Raw genomic sequence first — 16,408 nt, forward strand, 5'->3', positions numbered from 1 at the left:
GAAAGAATTTTCTTGGCCTTTTATATGCTATATTCTTAAAATATACGGTTTCTTTGTACCTCAGTTTATGGTATAATAAATCAAACTGAATAAAAGGAGACTTAATAATGGAAAAAAATCGTTTGTATATTCTCATTTCTGCTGGAGTAGCCATTCTTGGTTCACTCTTGCCATGGGCTAGTTTAAATGCAGGTTCTTTTGGATCCTATAGCGTGAATGGTTACCAAGGTGATGGTTGGTTTGTCATTATCGCAGCCATTGTGTCTATTGTTCTTGCGTGCTTGAATAATATGAATAAAGCAATGCCTAAAGGGTTCTCAATTGGTGTCATTGTTGCAGGTGCAATTGCAACTCTTGTCACACTAAATAGTCTCTTTAATGTAAATAAGTACATGTCTAACTTTGGTGGATACGGCATTTCAATTGGCTTTGGTTTGATTTTGGCTATTCTTGCAAGCATTGCACTAGTTGTAACTGGTCTCTTGGCAATGTCAGGTGGTAAAATTACAAAAGAGTCATTTACTGAATTAGCTGAGTCTGGTAAAGATTTTGCTCAAACAGTCGGACGTGTAACAAGCTCTACCGTTAAAACTGCAGTTGAAGAAATCAAAAAAGAATCTCAAGAACGTAAAAAAGAAGAAACTACAGCTGAAAAAACAGAGACAGCTAAAGAGGAAACCGAGCAAAAAGAAGAAGCTAAGGAACCAGCTAATGTGGAAGCTGAATCAGCAGCAGAAAATGCAGAACCAGTAAAAGAAGAAACTACAGAATCTGAAACAAAAACAGAAGCTGAGCCAGTAGCCGAACCAACAGAAACAGAGGCTGAAGCTGAAACTGTAACAGAATCAACAGAAACAGAACCTACTGAATCTGAAAAAGAAGCTGAATCAGCAGCAGAAAACGTAGAACCAGTAAAAGAACCAGAAGTAAAAAATCAACAAGAAGAAAAAGCTCCAAAACAAGAGAACTAATCATTCTTCTACCGTCACTCCAGTAAACACTGGAGTGATTTTTTATCAAGATTTTTAATAAAATCAGGGAAAAGACTTGCCAAACTTATCAGAATCTGATAGACTAGTATGGTAACAATCTATGGCTCGCAAAGAGACCATGGCAGAAAGGAAATATTGCAAAATGAAAAAAGATATCCATCCAGAATATCGCCCAGTTGTCTTCATGGACACAACTACTGGTTACAAATTCCTTAGCGGTTCAACAAAACGCCCTAACGAAACTGTTGAGTTCGAAGGCGAAACTTACCCATTGATCCGTGTGGAAATTTCATCAGACTCACACCCATTCTACACTGGACGTCAAAAGTTCACTCAAGCAGATGGACGCGTGGATCGTTTCAACAAAAAATACGGTCTCAAATAATGATAAAAAAGAACAGTTACCACTGTTCTTTTTTTGTACTTCTTTTTATGAACCAATCACTACTACTTTCTATTTGTCAACCTTCACGCTGACACTATAATTGATGTCAAACGAGGTTAAAAAATATCGAAAAGAAGCTTGATATTTAGAATGGTTAAGATAATGGAAACTGCGTAACCTAGGATTGTGTTCCACTTGGCATTGGTAAATTCTCCCATCAGTGACTTCTTAGAAGTCAGATAGATTAAGGGGAAGATTGAAAACGGAAGAGCGATTGACAGAAAGACCTGTGAATAAACCAATAACTGATCTAAGGTTTTTTCTTGATGTCCAAACAAAACGGCAACAATGATTACAGGTAGTAAGGCAAAAATACGGGTACCGATACGGATAATCCACTGAGGCAATTTCAGATGCAAAAATCCTTCCATGACAATCTGTCCTGTCAAAGTACCTGTAATGGTCGAATTTTGACCACTTGCTAAAAGGGCTAAAGCAAACAAAGTTGACAGAGTTGAGCTAGCTATCGCTCCTGCTATTGTCGAATCCTGTAAAGCATTGTACATTTGAGAGAATGCTGAAATTTCAGATGCATGACCAAAAAAGAGAGATGCTCCTAAAATAAGAAGCAAGGAATTGACAATAAAGGCTAGGGACAACTGAAGATTTGAATCCCATGTCATAAAACGCACGGCTTTTCGAACATCCTTCTTATCTTTGTGATTGATTTTCCTTGTCTGGGATAGGGATGAATGAAGATAGAGATTATGGGGCATGACTGTCGCTCCTACAATTCCTAGAGCCAAGGTCAATTGGCTTTCATGACCTGGCAATGGTGTTTCGAATAATGTTGGAGTCGGTAAATAACCACCAAAGATACCCTGAATACTTGGATTGGATAAGACCACCAGATAGGTAAAGATGGCTAATATGGTTAAAATAAGGGTCGTCACAATGGCTTCAATTTTTTTGAAGCCAAATTTCATCAACAACAACAAAAGAAATACATCTAAAACGGTTAAGAGGATAGCGACCATAATCGGTATTTTAAATAAAAGATTTAAGGCAATCGCTGAGCCTAAAACCTCGGCTAAGTCTGTCGCCATTAAAGCTAATTCTAAAATCACCCAAAGACTATAGCGAAGCCATTTGGGAGCATGATGAGCTGTTGCCTGTGCTAGGTCCATCCTAGTCACGATACCGAGCTTTCCAGCCATCTGTTGTAACTGCATAGCAATGATGGATGAAATCAAAATAACAAATAAGAGACTATATTTGTAGGAAGCACCACCAACCACACTGGTAATCCAGTTTCCAGGATCCATATAACCAACTGCTACAAGGGCTCCAGGTCCTAAAAATGCTTTTAGATTTTGCCAAAAATGATTGTTATTGGGAGTTTCAATAGATTGATTGATCTCAGAAAGAGAGACTTTTTTGTAAGAAGACATCGGAATTTAACACTTTCTAATCTGTCTTTACTTTTTTTAATGGATTTTTTGAAAATATAATGAAAATAGTTTCCCATTTCCAATTCATCCTTATTATATCACATTTTAGAATGATTCTTAAGGAAAGCATGATAGTTGAAATAGGCAATATCAGTATTGCAAAAGCCAGCGTTTTCTGACGCTGGCTTTAAAACTGTGAAAATTCTTTCTCAACTAGATCGCTTCTGTGACAAAACTACGACTTTCTAGCACCTTGAGCATGGCATTAGCTGTATCTAGGGCTGTAAAGAGGGGCACACCGTGTTCAATAGCCGAACGGCGAATTTGCTCACCATCTTCGTCAGCAGTTCGTTTGGTTCCAACAGTATTGATGATTGCTTGAATTTTCCCTTTGCGGACAAAACTTGGGATATCCTTCTCATCATCACCGATCTTACCAACAGGCTGGGCATGCAGTCCATGACTAGCAAAGAAGGCTGCAGTTCCTTCTGTCGCGAGGATACCGTAACCGATATTTTGGAAACGACGAGCCAAGTCCAAGGCTTCATCTTTGGCATCATCAGCGATGGTAAAGACCACATTTCCAAAGGTTGGCAAGTGCAGGTAAGAAGCTTCAAAAGCCTTGTACAAAGCTTTTTCAAGAGTTGTATCAGAACCCATGACTTCCCCTGTTGACTTCATTTCAGGACCGAGCAAGCTGTCTACCTTAGCTAGTTTCGTAAAGGAGAAGACTGGAGCCTTGATATGAACGCGAGTACTTTCTGGGTAAAGTCCATCTTGATAACCAAGTTCTTCAAGACTTTGACCAAGAATGAGCTTAGTCGCTACCTGAGCCATAGGAATATTGGTTACCTTAGAAAGGAATGGCACCGTACGGCTGGCACGTGGATTGACCTCAATAACGTAAACTTTTTCATCCTGGATGACAAACTGAATGTTCATCATTCCGAGACAGTTAAGGCCGATTGCTAGGCGTTTGGTGTAGTCTGCGATAGTTTCCTGAACCTTTTGCGACAAGGTTTGTGGTGGGTAAACGGCCATTGAGTCACCTGAGTGGACACCGGCACGTTCGATGTGCTCCATGATACCAGGGATGAGGACATTTTCCCCGTCTGAGATGGCATCAACTTCGCACTCTTGCCCAACAATGTAAGAGTCAACAAGGACTGGATGGTCTGGACTAGCCTTAACAGCGGTACGCATGTAAGAGCGAAGGTCTTCCTCATTTTCCACGATTTCCATAGCGCGTCCACCCAAAACATAAGAAGGACGAACGAGAACTGGGAAACCAATTTTGCGAGCTGCAAGCACAGCTTCTTCTTCATTAGTTGCTGTTTGTCCTGGTGGCTGTGGAATATCCAAGTCCTTAAGGGCTTGCTCAAAGAGGTCACGGTCTTCGGCACGGTCTAGGTCAGCAACCTGTGTGCCAAGGATGGTCACACCTGCTTTTGCCAAGGGCTCCGCAAGGTTGATAGCTGTTTGACCACCAAACTGAACGATGACTCCTTTTGGTTGTTCCAAATCAATGACATTCATCACATCTTCAAATGTCAATGGTTCAAAGTAGAGTTTATCAGATACAGAGAAGTCTGTTGAAACTGTCTCTGGGTTTGAATTCATGATGATGGCTTCATAACCAGCGGCCTGAATAGCCTTAACAGAGTGAACAGTTGCATAGTCGAATTCAACCCCTTGTCCGATACGGATTGGACCTGAACCTAGGACTAGGACGGATTCCTTATCAGACTTGATAGACTCATTTTCCCAGCCATAGGTTGAATAGAAATATGGCGTTTCAGAGTCGAACTCTGCCGCACAGGTATCGACCATCTTGTAGACTGGGACAATCTTGTTTCCCAAGCGAAGTTGACGAACTTGGTCAGCTGTTGTTTTCCAGAGTTCAGCAATCTTACGGTCTGAGAAGCCATTTAGTTTAGCTGTTTTCAAAACGTCTAGATCTTGTGGATGGGCGCCCAATTCTTGCTCAATTTCAAAGATATGCAAGAGTTTATCAAGATAGAAGAGATCAATCTTAGTCAATTCAGCAATTTCTTCTGGTGTGTAACCACGGCGAATAGCCTCTGATACGTAGAAGAGACGGTCATCTTGAGCCTTGACAACCTTTTCAATCAAGGCATCATCTGAAACCGCTGCAAGCTCAGGCATTTCATTGTGGTGAACCCCAATTTCAAGGGAACGACATGCCTTGAGAAGAGACTCCTCGATGTTCCGACCGATGGCCATAACTTCTCCAGTTGCCTTCATCTGGGTACCAAGACGACGTTCCCCTTTTTCAAACTTGTCGAATGGGAAACGAGGAATCTTAGCAACCACATAGTCAAGGGCTGGCTCAAACATGGCGTAGGTTGATCCTGTAACTGGGTTGATGACCTCATCCAAGGTCAAACCGACGGCAATCTTAGCTGCCAATTTAGCAATTGGGTAACCAGTTGCCTTAGAAGCAAGGGCAGAAGAACGCGATACACGAGGGTTTACTTCGATAACATAGTACTTGAAGCTATGTGGATCAAGTGCCAGCTGAACGTTACACCCACCTTCAATCTTAAGAGCGCGGATAATGCTCAAGCTCGCGTCACGAAGCATTTGGTTTTCATAGTCTGACATGGTTTGCGCAGGAGCAAATACGATAGAATCCCCTGTGTGAATCCCCACTGGGTCAAAGTTTTCCATGTTACAAACAACGAGGGCATTGTCAGCTGAATCGCGCATGACTTCGTATTCGATTTCCTTGAAACCAGCAATGGAGCGCTCAATCAAACATTGGGTAACAGGTGACAGTTTCAACCCATTTTCAGCGATTTCACGTAGTTCTTCCTCGTTGGCACACATACCACCACCAGTACCACCTAGGGTAAAGGCTGGACGGACGATGACTGGGTAGCCAATTGTCGCTGCAAAGGAAACTGCTTCTTCCACTGTGTTGACAATTTCAGATTCAGGGATGGGTTGCTCAAGCTCTTCCATCAATTGTTTAAAGAGGTCACGGTCCTCAGCTTGGTCGATGGCAGATAATTTAGTTCCCAGAAGCTCTACTCCGAGCTCATCTAGGATACCATTTTTAGACAATTCCATGGCCATATTGAGACCAGTTTGTCCACCAAGGGTCGGTAGCAAGGCATCTGGACGTTCCTTACGAAGAATACGTGTCACAAACTCAAGTGTAATCGGTTCAATATAAACCTTATCAGCAATTTCCTTGTCCGTCATGATAGTTGCAGGATTTGAGTTAACTAAGACAACTTCATAACCCTCCTCTTTCAAAGACAAGCAAGCCTGTGTCCCAGCGTAGTCAAACTCAGCAGCTTGACCAATAATAATCGGACCAGAACCAATCACCATAATTTTTTGAATATCAGTACGTTTAGGCATTTATAAGATATTAAGGGCGTCAAGCGGACAAAGCTAAAATAGGAGTTATGACGAAGAACTATCAGTTCTAGGAATAACTATCTTTTTAGCACCGTCCGTAGCCCGTATTCAGTTCATCAAATACGGACCACCCTTCTCCTTTCTATTCGGCAACTCTCTGGTTGCCATTAAATAAATTCTCCAACGAGCTTTTACTCGTTCTTAGTTTGATTGTTTAAAAGCTTCCATCATCTCGATAAACTCGTCAAATAGGTAGCTAGCGTCGTGTGGGCCAGGAGCTGCATCTGGGTGGAATTGTACAGAAAAACCTGGTTGGTATCTGTGACGTACACCTTCAACTGACTTGTCATTGATTTCTTCGTGGGTAATAATCAAATGCTCTGGCAAGTCCTCACGGCTAACTGCATAACCGTGGTTTTGGCTGGTAAAGTCTACGCGTCCTGTTGCGATTTCACGTACCGCGTGGTTAAATCCACGGTGACCAAACTTCATCTTGTAGGTCTTAGCCCCGTTTGCCATAGCAAAGAGTTGGTGTCCCATACAGATACCAAAGATTGGAATTTTTCCTTGCACACCTCGAATCATGTCCAGTGCTTCTGGAACATCTTCTGGATTTCCTGGACCATTTGACAACATAACTCCATCAGGATTGAGGTGGAGAATTTCTTCTGCCGTTGTTGAATACGGAACAACCGTCACGTTACAGTTACGCTTAGATAGTTCTCGTAAGATTGAGTGCTTGAGACCAAAGTCTACTAAGACCACACTCAAACCAACTCCAGGAGCTGGATAGGAAGTTTTAGTGGAAACCTGTTTGATATTGTCTGTCGGCAAGACTGTTGCTTGCAGCTGGTCCGTCACATGGTCCATACTGTCTCCAACATGGGTCAAGGTTGCACGCATCGTACCATGCTTACGGATAATCTTTGTAAGTGCACGCGTATCAATCCCTGAAATACCTGGAATTTTCTTGGCTTGCAAAAATTCATCCAGCGTCATTTGGTTGCGCCAGTTGCTAGCTCGACGCGCCTCTTCGAAAACGACAACTCCCTTACAAGTTGGAATGATGGATTCGTAATCATCACGATTAATTCCATAATTTCCCACCAAAGGATAAGTGAAGGTCAAGATTTGTCCATTATAAGACTGGTCTGTAATGGACTCTTGGTAACCGGTCATCCCTGTGTTAAAGACGATTTCGCCTGTTACATCAATGTCTGCTCCGAAGGCCTTGCCTTCAAAAACTGTGCCATCTTCTAATACTAGAAGTCTTTTTGTCATATTTTCACCTCTCGTGGACGCTCACTGGCGTCTTTTAACGTCTTGTGTCTCATTTGGCGTTTCTACTCGCCAGTACGGATTCTAAGATTGCCATTCGAACAAAGACTCCATTGGTCATTTGTTGAACAATACGTGATTTTGAAGCTTCAACCAAGTGGTCAGCAATTTCCACATCGCGATTCACTGGAGCAGGATGCATAATGATTGCTGTTTCTTTTAAGCGATTATAGCGTTCTTGGTTCAAACCGTGTTGAGCATGGTAGTCTTCTTTTGAAAAAACTGCTCCACTATCATGGCGTTCATGTTGAACTCGGAGTAACATCAAAACATCCACCTGATCGATGATTTCATCAATAGTTACAAACTGTCCATAGTCCGCAAACTCTTGACTTCTCCATTCCTCAGGTCCTGCAAAGAACAGTTCAGCTCCCAAGCGTTTCAAAATCTGCATATTGGATTTGGCAACGCGTGAGTGGTCCAAGTCGCCTGCAATAGCAACCTTGAGACCCTCAAAGTGGCCAAATTCCTCATAAATAGTCATCAAATCAAGCAAGCTCTGGCTAGGATGTTGTCCCGAACCATCACCACCATTGATGATGGAGGTCTTAATCGACGGACTCGCAATCAACTCTCTGTAATAGTCGACCTCTGGATGACGAATCACACAGACATCAACTCCTAGCGCAGACAAGGTTAAGATGGTGTCATACAGTGTCTCACCCTTGTTTACTGAGCTGGTCTTCACATCAAAGTCCAGTCGCTCCAATCCTAGTTTGATCTCTGCCACTTCAAAAGACTTATGTGTTCGTGTAGAATCTTCAAAGAAGAGATTCGATACGATAGGTTTGTTCTCGTAGGGGAGTTGGGCTCCGTTTTTAAACTCGATTCCTCGTTTGATCAATTTCATCACTTGATCAACCGTGAGGTCTTCCATGGAAACCACATGGTTCAATGCTTGTTGATTTTCTGACATGGCTACTCCTTCAGCTTTCTAAGCTTCTTCAGTAATCAGAACTCTGTCTTGGCCATCAAGTTCTGTCATCTCTACGATGATTTCTTCAGAACGGCTTGTTGGGATATTTTTCCCAACGTAATCTGGACGGATTGGCAATTCTCTATGTCCACGGTCAACTAGCACCGCAAGACTCACGCGCGCAGGACGACCATGGCCAACAATATTATCAATAGCAGCACGGATGGTACGACCTGTATAGAGTACATCATCCACCAAAATAACTTCACGGTCAGTCACATCAACAGAAATCAAAGAAGTATCTTCTCCGCTTTTAACATCATCACGGAAAGGTTTGGTGTCCAATTCCACAACAGGAACAGTGATATTTTCCAACTGCTCCAAGCGTTCTTTGATACGATGAGCGATGAAAACACCACGCGTTTTTATCCCAGCTAGGATAATTTTATTCAAATCTTTATTGCGCTCGATAATCTCATAAGTAATTCGCGTAATCGCTCGTTTGACAGTCAATTCGTCTACAACTTCTTTTGTCTTCATGACAAACCTCCAAAAAGAAAAGTCTCCTTCTACAAGGAGACTTGAAATGTATGGCCAAGCGAGCCCAACTATAAACAGTATAGACTTCACCCTTCTACTTTATCGCGCTCCTTGCCTGCCTCACGGGACAGGTTTAAAGGATTATTTAGTTATCATTTACTATAGCATAAAGCACCCTTAAAATCAAGCAAAAACTTTTTTCAGAGTCCTCTTAAACATTACTAAAATCATACAGTTGGGGATAGTGATCGCATTCTGGATTTTTGGGATGACAGATAGCTCGTCCAAAGTAAATCATGGCCTGGTGGGCTGCTAACCATTCTTCTGGTGGCAAGACATCCATAACACGTTTCTCTACTTCAAGTGGCGTAGCTGATTTTTTAACGATATCGTGATGCTTACAGATACGCTCCACATGAGTGTCCACTGCAAAAGCTGGAATTCCAAAGCCCACACTCATGACGACATTTGCTGTTTTGCGACCAACACCAGCTAGACTTTCTAATTCCTCTCGAGTCTGAGGCACTTGACCATCAAAATCGTCTAGTAACTGTTGGGCACATTTTTTAAGGAATTTAGCCTTATTTCGATACAGTCCCAGACGAGAAATGTGTGAAGCAATTTCACTCTCTGTCGCGACAGACATGGCTTGTGGCGTTGGAAAAGCAGCAAAGAGACCTGGGGTGGCCTTATTTACCGCAGCATCTGTGGTCTGGGCTGACAACATGACCGCAACCAGTAGTTCAAAATGATTGGTAAAATCGAGGCTGGGTTTAGCATCTGGGAAGAGGGCAATGATTTCCTCTATGACATGACGGGCACGTTTCTTGGATAAAACCATCTACTCGTCTCCATCAAATAGTCCTTGTAAGCCAGCAAATGGACTGTTTTCTTCTTTCTTAACTGCTTGTTGGGCTTGGTATTCGTCTTCAGTCATGATTTGCCAGTCATTTCCTGATACAAAACCTTGGCCCGCCTCTTCTTCTGCCGTCAAGACCTTGATTGGGATATTGAGCAAGATATTATCTGCTACGCTCTCAGCAAGGTCGATTTCCCCATTTTCGATAGGCAGGACCAGGTCATCATCAAGAACTTCCTGGTCTAGTTGATTGGTGGCGCCTTCCATGAAAACTTCCGTGACTGGATAAGACTCTGCCAACTCAACTGGCTCCATACTGCGACTGGAAGCAAGAACAATGGTGTAAGATAGTTGATAATCTAAGAAATACATACGGTCTTCGTATTGGACCTTTCCCACCGCAAGGATATCTTTGACATCCAAAATTTCTTGATTCCGTTTACGCAAGTCTGCGACAAGGTCTAAAGTTTGTTCAAAGTGTAGGCCTTCAGGCTGCTTACGAATTTCTTGAATATTTAACTTCATTTTTCCTCCATAAAGATGTACTCACTTGATTATACCATGAAAAGGCTATAAGTCAGCCTCCCAAACTTTGATATTAAAATCTCATTTTTTAACATATTTACTATGACAAACTTTCCTATTAGTGCTATACTATAGGCAAGAATACATCAGAGCAAGGAGGATGCTCATATGGAAGACAAAGCACTCATCACTGAAGCTTATCAACTCCTTTCCGAGTTAAATAAAAGCTACCAAAGCTGTAAACAAGGAACAGCCGATGATCTTCGACTGCAAGAGCTGCTGAACACCACTCTTAAGGAACTAAAAAAAGCAGAAAAGCTGGACAACAGTATCTTAATCAACCTTGAGAAATTTTACCAACGCACCAGTCTTCTGATTGGACTAGGGAGCTTAAAACTAAACGATCAAGCTCGTGATGCTTGGCGCAACTATGACAAGTTCCACTACGAACATGTCAAACACGTATTGACTCTCTATGGACCTGTTTTTGGTTTTTAGGGCTTGAAATTACTTGTTTTCTATTGACAAAATTTCCTGAAAGGTATAGGATAGAGGTACTAATACTCGGAGGTAAGGGAGACATGAACAACTAATCTATCAAATAAAGAACTTTATTTAGTAGATCTTGTTTTTGTCTCTTTTTTGTGTGCTCTTTTTATACTAGATTTTCTAGTATCTTGTCCTCATTGAAAATCAAAAAACTAGAAAGCTATGCTCCTCTTGGGTTGGATTAGGCAACTCCAAGCTAGTTTGACGAGCTTTTCAACGAGGATAATAGAGTTTTGACAGTGACTTTGGGCTCTACTAGATAAAGTAGAGCTTTTTGTTATGCACTATCGACATTCTAGAAAGGGCAACAATATGATAAAAATCAATCATCTAACTATCACGCAAAACAAAGATCTGCGAGATCTTGTATCTGACCTAAGCATGACCATCCAAGACGGGGAAAAGGTTGCTATTATTGGTGAAGAAGGAAATGGCAAATCAACCTTGCTGCGAGCCTTAATGGGAGAAGCATTGCCTGATTTTACTATCAAGGGCGACATCCAGTCCGACCTTCAATCACTGGCCTACATTCCTCAAAAACTCCCTGAGATTCTGAAAAAAAAGTCTCTACACGACTACTTCTTTTTGGATTCTACTGAATTAGACTACAGTATTCTTTATCGTTTGGCGGAGGAGTTGCACTTTGATAGTGACCGTTTTGCTAGCGACCAAGAAATTGGGAGCCTCTCGGGGGGCGAAGCTTTGAAAATTCAGCTCATCCATGAGTTGGCAAAACCCTTTGAGATTCTATTTTTAGATGAACCTTCAAATGACCTAGACCTTGAAACAATTGATTGGCTAAAAGGTCAGATTCAAAAAACCAGGCAAACTGTTATTTTCATTTCCCATGATGAAGACTTCCTTTCTCAAACGGCAGACACTATTGTCCACTTGCGACTGGTCAAGCATCGGAAAGAAGCAGAAACACTAGTCGAGCATTTAGACTATAATCGCTATAGTGAGCAGAGAAAGGCTAATTTTGCCAGACAAAGCCAGCAAGCTGCTAACGACCAGAGAGCCTATGACAAAACCATGGAAAAACATCGCCGAGTTAAGCAAAATGTAGAAACTGCACTTCGAGCTACCAGAAACAGTACTGTTGGGCGCCTATTGGCTAAAAAGATGAAAAATATACTCTCTCAAGAAAAACGCTTTGAAAAGGAAGCCCAGTCCATGACCCAAAAGCCACTTGAAGAGGAGCAAATCCAACTTTTCTTCTCAGATATACAACCATTACCGGCTTCTAAAGTATTAATCCAACTGGAAAAAGAAAATTTGTCCATTGGAGAGCGCGTTTTAGCTCAGGGGTTACAACTAACGGTCCGTGGCCAAGATAAAATCGGTATCATCGGGCCAAATGGTGTTGGGAAATCAACTCTGTTAGCCAAGTTTCAACAACTGCTCAGCGCCAAAAGAGAGATTTCGCTTGGTTTTATGCCACAAGATTACCATAAAAAACTGCAATTGGATTTATCTCCAATAGCCTACCTCAGTCAAACTGGACGAAAAGAGGAACTACAGAAAATCCAATCTCACCTAGCCAGTCTCAATTTCAGCTATCCAGAGATGCACCACCAAATCCGCTCCCTATCTGGTGGGCAACAAGGTAAACTCCTACTTTTGGATTTAGTCTTGCGCAAACCAAACTTTCTCCTTCTAGATGAGCCCACACGAAACTTTTCTCCCACTTCTCAACCCGAAATTAGAAAACTCTTTGCCTCCTATCCAGGCGGTCTGATCACTGTTTCGCATGACAGACGCTTCTTAAAAGAGGTCTGTACGAGTATCTATCGTTTAACAGAAAATGGTTTGGAAGTTGTTGATTTACAAGATTTTTAGATTTTAAACATAGCAAAAATCCAGAGAAACTTCTCTGGATCCTTTTTACATCTGTTTCAAGCGTTCGATTCGTTCTGAAATAGGTAGGTGGGTGTAAAATAGTTTTTGGAGTCCGCCACCTTTCTTGGGATCATTGATATAAAGAGCACTGCTGGTATCATCGATCTGACAGATTATGCTCTGAAATTTGTTTAAATTGTATAAGCTAAAAATCTTTTTTACTATTATACGCTCAAAGCATTCTAATATGACATTATCTCATATACAAAAAGCAAAAAGCAACCAAATTATTGAGGACATGCAAAAGAATGGAATTCCATAGGTTATCAGAAGTCTTATACCTTATCCCAAATGCAAATCCCATACCTAAATAGGTGATAAAGCTAGGAATAGTATAGGGACCATGCAGATAAGTAAAAAGAAGCGATGTAGCAAACAATCCAAAATAGGTATTCTTAAATACTATCCCCTGTAACATACCTCGCATAAAGATTTCTTCCGTGACAGGTGCCAAAACACAGATATCCACAAAAAGTACAGACCATGAAAGTGATAAACTTTGCACAGCTTGAGTTGTGTCTGATTGGGTAGGGCCTAAAAAATTGACCAAAATATAAAATAGGAAAAGCAAAACGTATGAAAGAAAACATTTTAAAATATCTTTTAGGCAGATTTTCCGAATGTGAAACAAGTCATACTTTTTTCCTACATATAAAAATATTGCAAGTTCAACAAGGGTAAAAAGGATTGATAGCGTTAATGAATTTGTTCGCATGATTTTCTCTGCTATACTCAAATGAATTGGCAGAAAAATCAAAATCAAGAAAAACGTCATCCAGCGCTTATACATCATTCACCTCAATTATATAGAATTACATATATTATACTATTTTTTGGTAAGATAACAAGTTAAAAGCGAGATACTAAAAGCAAAAATCCAGAGACGACCTCTGGATTCTTTTTACATGTGTTTCAAGCGTTCGATTCGTTCTGAGATAGGTGGGTGGGTGTAAAATAGTTTTTGGAGTCCACCACCTTTCTTGGGATCATTGATGTACAGAGCGCTGCTGGCATCATCGACGTGGTGATGCATAGGCTCGCTATTGTCCAACTTGCGCAAGGCATTGATCATCCCTTGAGGATTGCGAGTCAGCTCCACACTGGATGCGTCCGCTAGAAATTCCCGCTGACGGGAAATGGCTAATTGCACCAAGGTTGCAGCGAGAGGTGCCAGAACAATGGCTAAGAGAGAGATGACAAGCATGATAATCTCCAATCCACTGCCATCACGATCATTATCGCTCCGTCTGCGACCAGAACCACCCCACCACATCATACGACCAGCCATACTAGATAGCAGGGTAATAGCACTAGCAAGAGCAACAGCAATGGTCGAAATGCGGATATCATAGTTCCGAATGTGACTGACTTCATGACCCATGACCGCTTCTAGCTCCTCACGGTTCATGATGGCTAGGAGACCCGAAGTGGCCGCAACTGCCGCATTCTGCGGATTCGAACCTGTTGCAAAGGCATTTAAAGAAGAATCCTCAATGATGAAAACACGCGGCATGGGAATCTGAGCGACCATGGCCATATCTTCTACTACATGGTAGAGGTCTGGTGCTGTTTGCTCATCAACCTCACGCGCCCCATTCATAGACATGACAATCTCTGTCGATTGAAAGATCATGGTCAGAGCGTAGATAAGACCAATAATCAAGGCAATAATCACGCCACCAAGACCTGAACGCATAAAGAGATAGCCAACCGCATAACCAACCAAGGCCAAGAGTAGGAAGAAAACCAGCAACAAAATCCAAGTTTTTCGTTTATTGCTCGCAATTTGATCAAACAACATCTTAGTCACCTAAACCGCTAAAGTCAACTTTAGGAACTGCCTTTTCCTCTTCAGGTGTTTGAAGGAAGTCTGCAGCTTTAAAGCCAAATAGTCCTGCGATGATGTTGCTTGGGAAACTTTCAAGTTTTACATTGTAGTTGCTGACAACACTGTTGTAGAGTTGGCGAGAGTAAGAAATTTTATTTTCTGTATTGGTCAACTCTTCTTGCAATTTGATAAAGTTAGCACTAGCTTTCAAGTCTGGGTAATTCTCTGCTACTGCAAAGATACCAGAAATCTGGCGGGTAAGGGCATCACTGGCCTTCATAGCTTCTGCCGGTGAAGTTGCTGCAGCTACTTGTCTACGAAGTTCTGTTACTTTTTCCAAGGTAGAACCTTCATATTTCGCATAGCCTTTGACTGTTTCAATTAAGTTTGGGAGGAGATCATTACGACGCTTCAACTGAACATCTATCTGGCTCCAAGCCTCCTTGGTCTGCATACGATTTTTAACCAAACCGTTATAGCTAACAATCACAAAAATAACAATCAGAGCCAAAACTCCAAGAATAATCCAAGTCATAATCTTATTCCTTTCTGCTTTTAGATTACTACCAGTATATCAAAATTTTAACGAATATGGTAAAATAAGATGATACTAGAGAAGGAAACTACTATGAAACCAGAAACATTTTACAGCCTACTAGCTGAGCAAAATCTTCCACTTTCGGACCAGCAAAAGAACCAATTTGAACGGTATTTTGAACTCTTGGTCGAGTGGAATGAGAGGATTAATTTGACCGCTATTACGGATAAAGAAGAAGTCTACCTTAAGCACTTTTATGATTCGATTGCACCCATCCTACAAGGCTTGATTTCAAATGAAACTATCAAACTTCTTGATATCGGAGCAGGGGCAGGATTTCCCAGCCTTCCTATGAAAATCCTCTATCCTCAGTTAAATGTAACCATCATTGATTCGCTAAATAAGCGCATCAATTTCCTTCAACTTTTGGCTCAGGAGTTGGATTTGGATGGTGTTCACTTCTACCATGGGCGGGCAGAAGACTTTGCCCAAGACAAGAACTTCCGTGCCCAGTTTGATGTGGTGACGGCTCGTGCGGTTGCCCGTATGCAGGTTTTGTCTGAGCTGACCATTCCCTATCTTAAAGTTGGCGGAAAACTATTGGCACTCAAGGCCAGCAATGCTCCTGAGGAATTGCTAGAAGCCAAGAATGCCCTCAACCTCCTCTTTAGTAAGGTAGAGGACAACCTCAGCTATGCCCTGCCAAATGGAGATCCTCGCTACATCACTGTGGTCGAAAAGAAAAAGGAAACACCTAACAAGTATCCAAGAAAGGCTGGCATGCCCAACAAACGCCCACTTTAAACAATGGTGCACCCTTGTTTAAAATTCAGAAAACCATTTACAAAATCATACCTCGCTCTCGCATTTCCGTGCTCGGGAAAAATTCGTTTACAAAACGAACCTCGCTCTCGCATTTCCGGGCTTGGGAAAAAATGATTTACAAAATCAACCTCGCTCTCGTATTTCTGGGCTCGGGAAAAATTCGTTTACAAAACGAACCTCGCTCTCGCATTTCCGGGCTCGGGAAAAAATGATTTACAAAATCATTTTTTTCTGCTATACTATCACAAGCAAAGGTTTTTAATGTCATCCTGTGAGGTGACGAAGGCGCAGATTTATATAAATTTTTAAAAGATAGCTATTTTTTAAAAAGTCTTACTCTGAGGGCCTATTGCTGCAAAATAATGGGCTCTTT

Annotated in this window: 15 protein-coding genes and 1 pseudogene; 5 read left to right on the top strand and 11 right to left on the bottom strand. The window is 41.6% G+C overall.

Annotated features, from left to right (window positions below):
• Positions 1 to 107 precede the first annotated feature (107 nt).
• Positions 108 to 971 (top strand): hypothetical protein, encoded by an 864-nt coding sequence (locus tag HMPREF1115_RS10035; RefSeq protein ID WP_000414499.1) that lies wholly within the window; start codon positions 108 to 110, stop codon positions 969 to 971.
• Positions 972 to 1,134: 163 nt separating this feature from the next.
• Complete coding sequence (locus HMPREF1115_RS10040; RefSeq protein ID WP_000710761.1) at positions 1,135 to 1,377, top strand: type B 50S ribosomal protein L31; 243 nt, start codon at positions 1,135 to 1,137, stop codon at positions 1,375 to 1,377.
• 116 nt (positions 1,378 to 1,493) lie between these two features.
• On the opposite strand, the gene HMPREF1115_RS10045 is transcribed toward HMPREF1115_RS10040, so the two are convergent.
• The 7 genes from HMPREF1115_RS10045 to HMPREF1115_RS10075 all read right to left on the bottom strand — a co-directional run bounded on the left by HMPREF1115_RS10045 (position 1,494) and on the right by HMPREF1115_RS10075 (position 10,396).
• Positions 1,494 to 2,828, bottom strand: a complete 1,335-nt coding sequence (locus tag HMPREF1115_RS10045; RefSeq protein WP_000100517.1) for an Nramp family divalent metal transporter — start codon at positions 2,826 to 2,828, stop codon at positions 1,494 to 1,496.
• 213 nt (positions 2,829 to 3,041) lie between these two features.
• Positions 3,042 to 6,218 carry a carbamoyl-phosphate synthase large subunit gene (gene carB / locus HMPREF1115_RS10050; RefSeq protein WP_002882582.1) on the bottom strand — a complete coding sequence of 1,059 codons (3,177 nt, stop codon included), beginning with the start codon at positions 6,216 to 6,218 and terminating at the stop codon, positions 3,042 to 3,044.
• Positions 6,219 to 6,419: 201 nt separating this feature from the next.
• On the bottom strand, positions 6,420 to 7,499 hold the full coding sequence (locus HMPREF1115_RS10055; RefSeq protein WP_000166856.1) for a carbamoyl phosphate synthase small subunit: 1,080 nt from the start codon (positions 7,497 to 7,499) through the stop codon (positions 6,420 to 6,422).
• A 49-nt stretch (positions 7,500 to 7,548) separates the two neighbouring features.
• Positions 7,549 to 8,472 carry an aspartate carbamoyltransferase catalytic subunit gene (locus HMPREF1115_RS10060; RefSeq protein WP_001293852.1) on the bottom strand — a complete coding sequence of 308 codons (924 nt, stop codon included), beginning with the start codon at positions 8,470 to 8,472 and terminating at the stop codon, positions 7,549 to 7,551.
• 18 nt (positions 8,473 to 8,490) lie between these two features.
• Positions 8,491 to 9,012: a bifunctional pyr operon transcriptional regulator/uracil phosphoribosyltransferase PyrR gene (gene pyrR / locus HMPREF1115_RS10065; RefSeq protein ID WP_000850018.1), complete on the bottom strand. Its 522-nt coding sequence runs from the start codon at positions 9,010 to 9,012 to the stop codon at positions 8,491 to 8,493.
• A gap of 211 nt (positions 9,013 to 9,223) precedes the next feature.
• Positions 9,224 to 9,853 carry an endonuclease III gene (gene nth, locus HMPREF1115_RS10070; RefSeq protein ID WP_000244437.1) on the bottom strand — a complete coding sequence of 210 codons (630 nt, stop codon included), beginning with the start codon at positions 9,851 to 9,853 and terminating at the stop codon, positions 9,224 to 9,226.
• Entirely contained in the window at positions 9,854 to 10,396 is a 543-nt protein-coding gene (locus HMPREF1115_RS10075; RefSeq protein WP_000773202.1) for a YceD family protein, read from the bottom strand.
• 168 nt (positions 10,397 to 10,564) lie between these two features.
• Between HMPREF1115_RS10075 and HMPREF1115_RS0102290 the strand changes: the two genes are divergently transcribed.
• Both HMPREF1115_RS0102290 and HMPREF1115_RS10080 read left to right on the top strand, forming a co-directional pair.
• Positions 10,565 to 10,894: a hypothetical protein gene (locus tag HMPREF1115_RS0102290; protein WP_000389551.1), complete on the top strand. Its 330-nt coding sequence runs from the start codon at positions 10,565 to 10,567 to the stop codon at positions 10,892 to 10,894.
• Positions 10,895 to 11,224: 330 nt separating this feature from the next.
• On the top strand, positions 11,225 to 12,784 hold the full coding sequence (locus HMPREF1115_RS10080; RefSeq protein ID WP_025171015.1) for an ATP-binding cassette domain-containing protein: 1,560 nt from the start codon (positions 11,225 to 11,227) through the stop codon (positions 12,782 to 12,784).
• Between the two features lie 45 nt (positions 12,785 to 12,829).
• Here HMPREF1115_RS10080 and HMPREF1115_RS12130 read toward each other — a convergent pair.
• The 4 genes and pseudogenes from HMPREF1115_RS12130 to HMPREF1115_RS10095 form a co-directional block, all read right to left on the bottom strand.
• Positions 12,830 to 12,946, bottom strand: a pseudogene (locus HMPREF1115_RS12130) (zinc metalloprotease HtpX); the annotation flags it as partial.
• A 91-nt stretch (positions 12,947 to 13,037) separates the two neighbouring features.
• Positions 13,038 to 13,634 (bottom strand): CPBP family intramembrane glutamic endopeptidase, encoded by a 597-nt coding sequence (locus HMPREF1115_RS10085; protein ID WP_000278240.1) that lies wholly within the window; start codon positions 13,632 to 13,634, stop codon positions 13,038 to 13,040.
• 111 nt (positions 13,635 to 13,745) lie between these two features.
• The gene (gene htpX / locus HMPREF1115_RS10090; RefSeq protein WP_000895760.1) at positions 13,746 to 14,645 is read right to left on the bottom strand and encodes a zinc metalloprotease HtpX; all 900 of its coding nucleotides are present in this window, start codon (positions 14,643 to 14,645) and stop codon (positions 13,746 to 13,748) included.
• A 1-nt stretch (position 14,646) separates the two neighbouring features.
• A complete protein-coding gene (locus HMPREF1115_RS10095) occupies positions 14,647 to 15,207 on the bottom strand; it encodes a LemA family protein (protein ID WP_000219838.1) in 561 nt (186 codons plus the stop codon).
• A gap of 93 nt (positions 15,208 to 15,300) precedes the next feature.
• On the opposite strand from HMPREF1115_RS10095, the gene rsmG reads away from it, so the two are divergent.
• Positions 15,301 to 16,014 (top strand): 16S rRNA (guanine(527)-N(7))-methyltransferase RsmG, encoded by a 714-nt coding sequence (gene rsmG, locus HMPREF1115_RS10100; RefSeq protein WP_000801957.1) that lies wholly within the window; start codon positions 15,301 to 15,303, stop codon positions 16,012 to 16,014.
• The last annotated feature ends 394 nt before the right edge of the window (positions 16,015 to 16,408 follow it).

It is taken from the genome of Streptococcus oralis SK610, from assembly GCF_000257455.1.
In the GTDB taxonomy this organism is placed as follows: domain Bacteria; phylum Bacillota; class Bacilli; order Lactobacillales; family Streptococcaceae; genus Streptococcus; species Streptococcus oralis_CB.

What these genes read in the sequence shown, in the direction of transcription:
- HMPREF1115_RS10035 (WP_000414499.1), top strand. Translation starts at nt 108, where the DNA reads ATGGAAAAAAATCGTTTGTATATTCTCATTTCTGCTGGAGTAGCCATT.
- HMPREF1115_RS10040 (WP_000710761.1), top strand. Translation starts at nt 1,135, where the DNA reads ATGAAAAAAGATATCCATCCAGAATATCGCCCAGTTGTCTTCATGGAC.
- HMPREF1115_RS10045 (WP_000100517.1), bottom strand. Translation starts at nt 2,828, where the DNA reads ATGTCTTCTTACAAAAAAGTCTCTCTTTCTGAGATCAATCAATCTATT.
- carB (WP_002882582.1), bottom strand. Translation starts at nt 6,218, where the DNA reads ATGCCTAAACGTACTGATATTCAAAAAATTATGGTGATTGGTTCTGGT.
- HMPREF1115_RS10055 (WP_000166856.1), bottom strand. Translation starts at nt 7,499, where the DNA reads ATGACAAAAAGACTTCTAGTATTAGAAGATGGCACAGTTTTTGAAGGC.
- HMPREF1115_RS10060 (WP_001293852.1), bottom strand. Translation starts at nt 8,472, where the DNA reads ATGTCAGAAAATCAACAAGCATTGAACCATGTGGTTTCCATGGAAGAC.
- pyrR (WP_000850018.1), bottom strand. Translation starts at nt 9,012, where the DNA reads ATGAAGACAAAAGAAGTTGTAGACGAATTGACTGTCAAACGAGCGATT.
- nth (WP_000244437.1), bottom strand. Translation starts at nt 9,853, where the DNA reads ATGGTTTTATCCAAGAAACGTGCCCGTCATGTCATAGAGGAAATCATT.
- HMPREF1115_RS10075 (WP_000773202.1), bottom strand. Translation starts at nt 10,396, where the DNA reads ATGAAGTTAAATATTCAAGAAATTCGTAAGCAGCCTGAAGGCCTACAC.
- HMPREF1115_RS0102290 (WP_000389551.1), top strand. Translation starts at nt 10,565, where the DNA reads ATGGAAGACAAAGCACTCATCACTGAAGCTTATCAACTCCTTTCCGAG.
- HMPREF1115_RS10080 (WP_025171015.1), top strand. Translation starts at nt 11,225, where the DNA reads ATGCACTATCGACATTCTAGAAAGGGCAACAATATGATAAAAATCAAT.
- HMPREF1115_RS10085 (WP_000278240.1), bottom strand. Translation starts at nt 13,634, where the DNA reads ATGTATAAGCGCTGGATGACGTTTTTCTTGATTTTGATTTTTCTGCCA.
- htpX (WP_000895760.1), bottom strand. Translation starts at nt 14,645, where the DNA reads ATGTTGTTTGATCAAATTGCGAGCAATAAACGAAAAACTTGGATTTTG.
- HMPREF1115_RS10095 (WP_000219838.1), bottom strand. Translation starts at nt 15,207, where the DNA reads ATGACTTGGATTATTCTTGGAGTTTTGGCTCTGATTGTTATTTTTGTG.
- rsmG (WP_000801957.1), top strand. Translation starts at nt 15,301, where the DNA reads ATGAAACCAGAAACATTTTACAGCCTACTAGCTGAGCAAAATCTTCCA.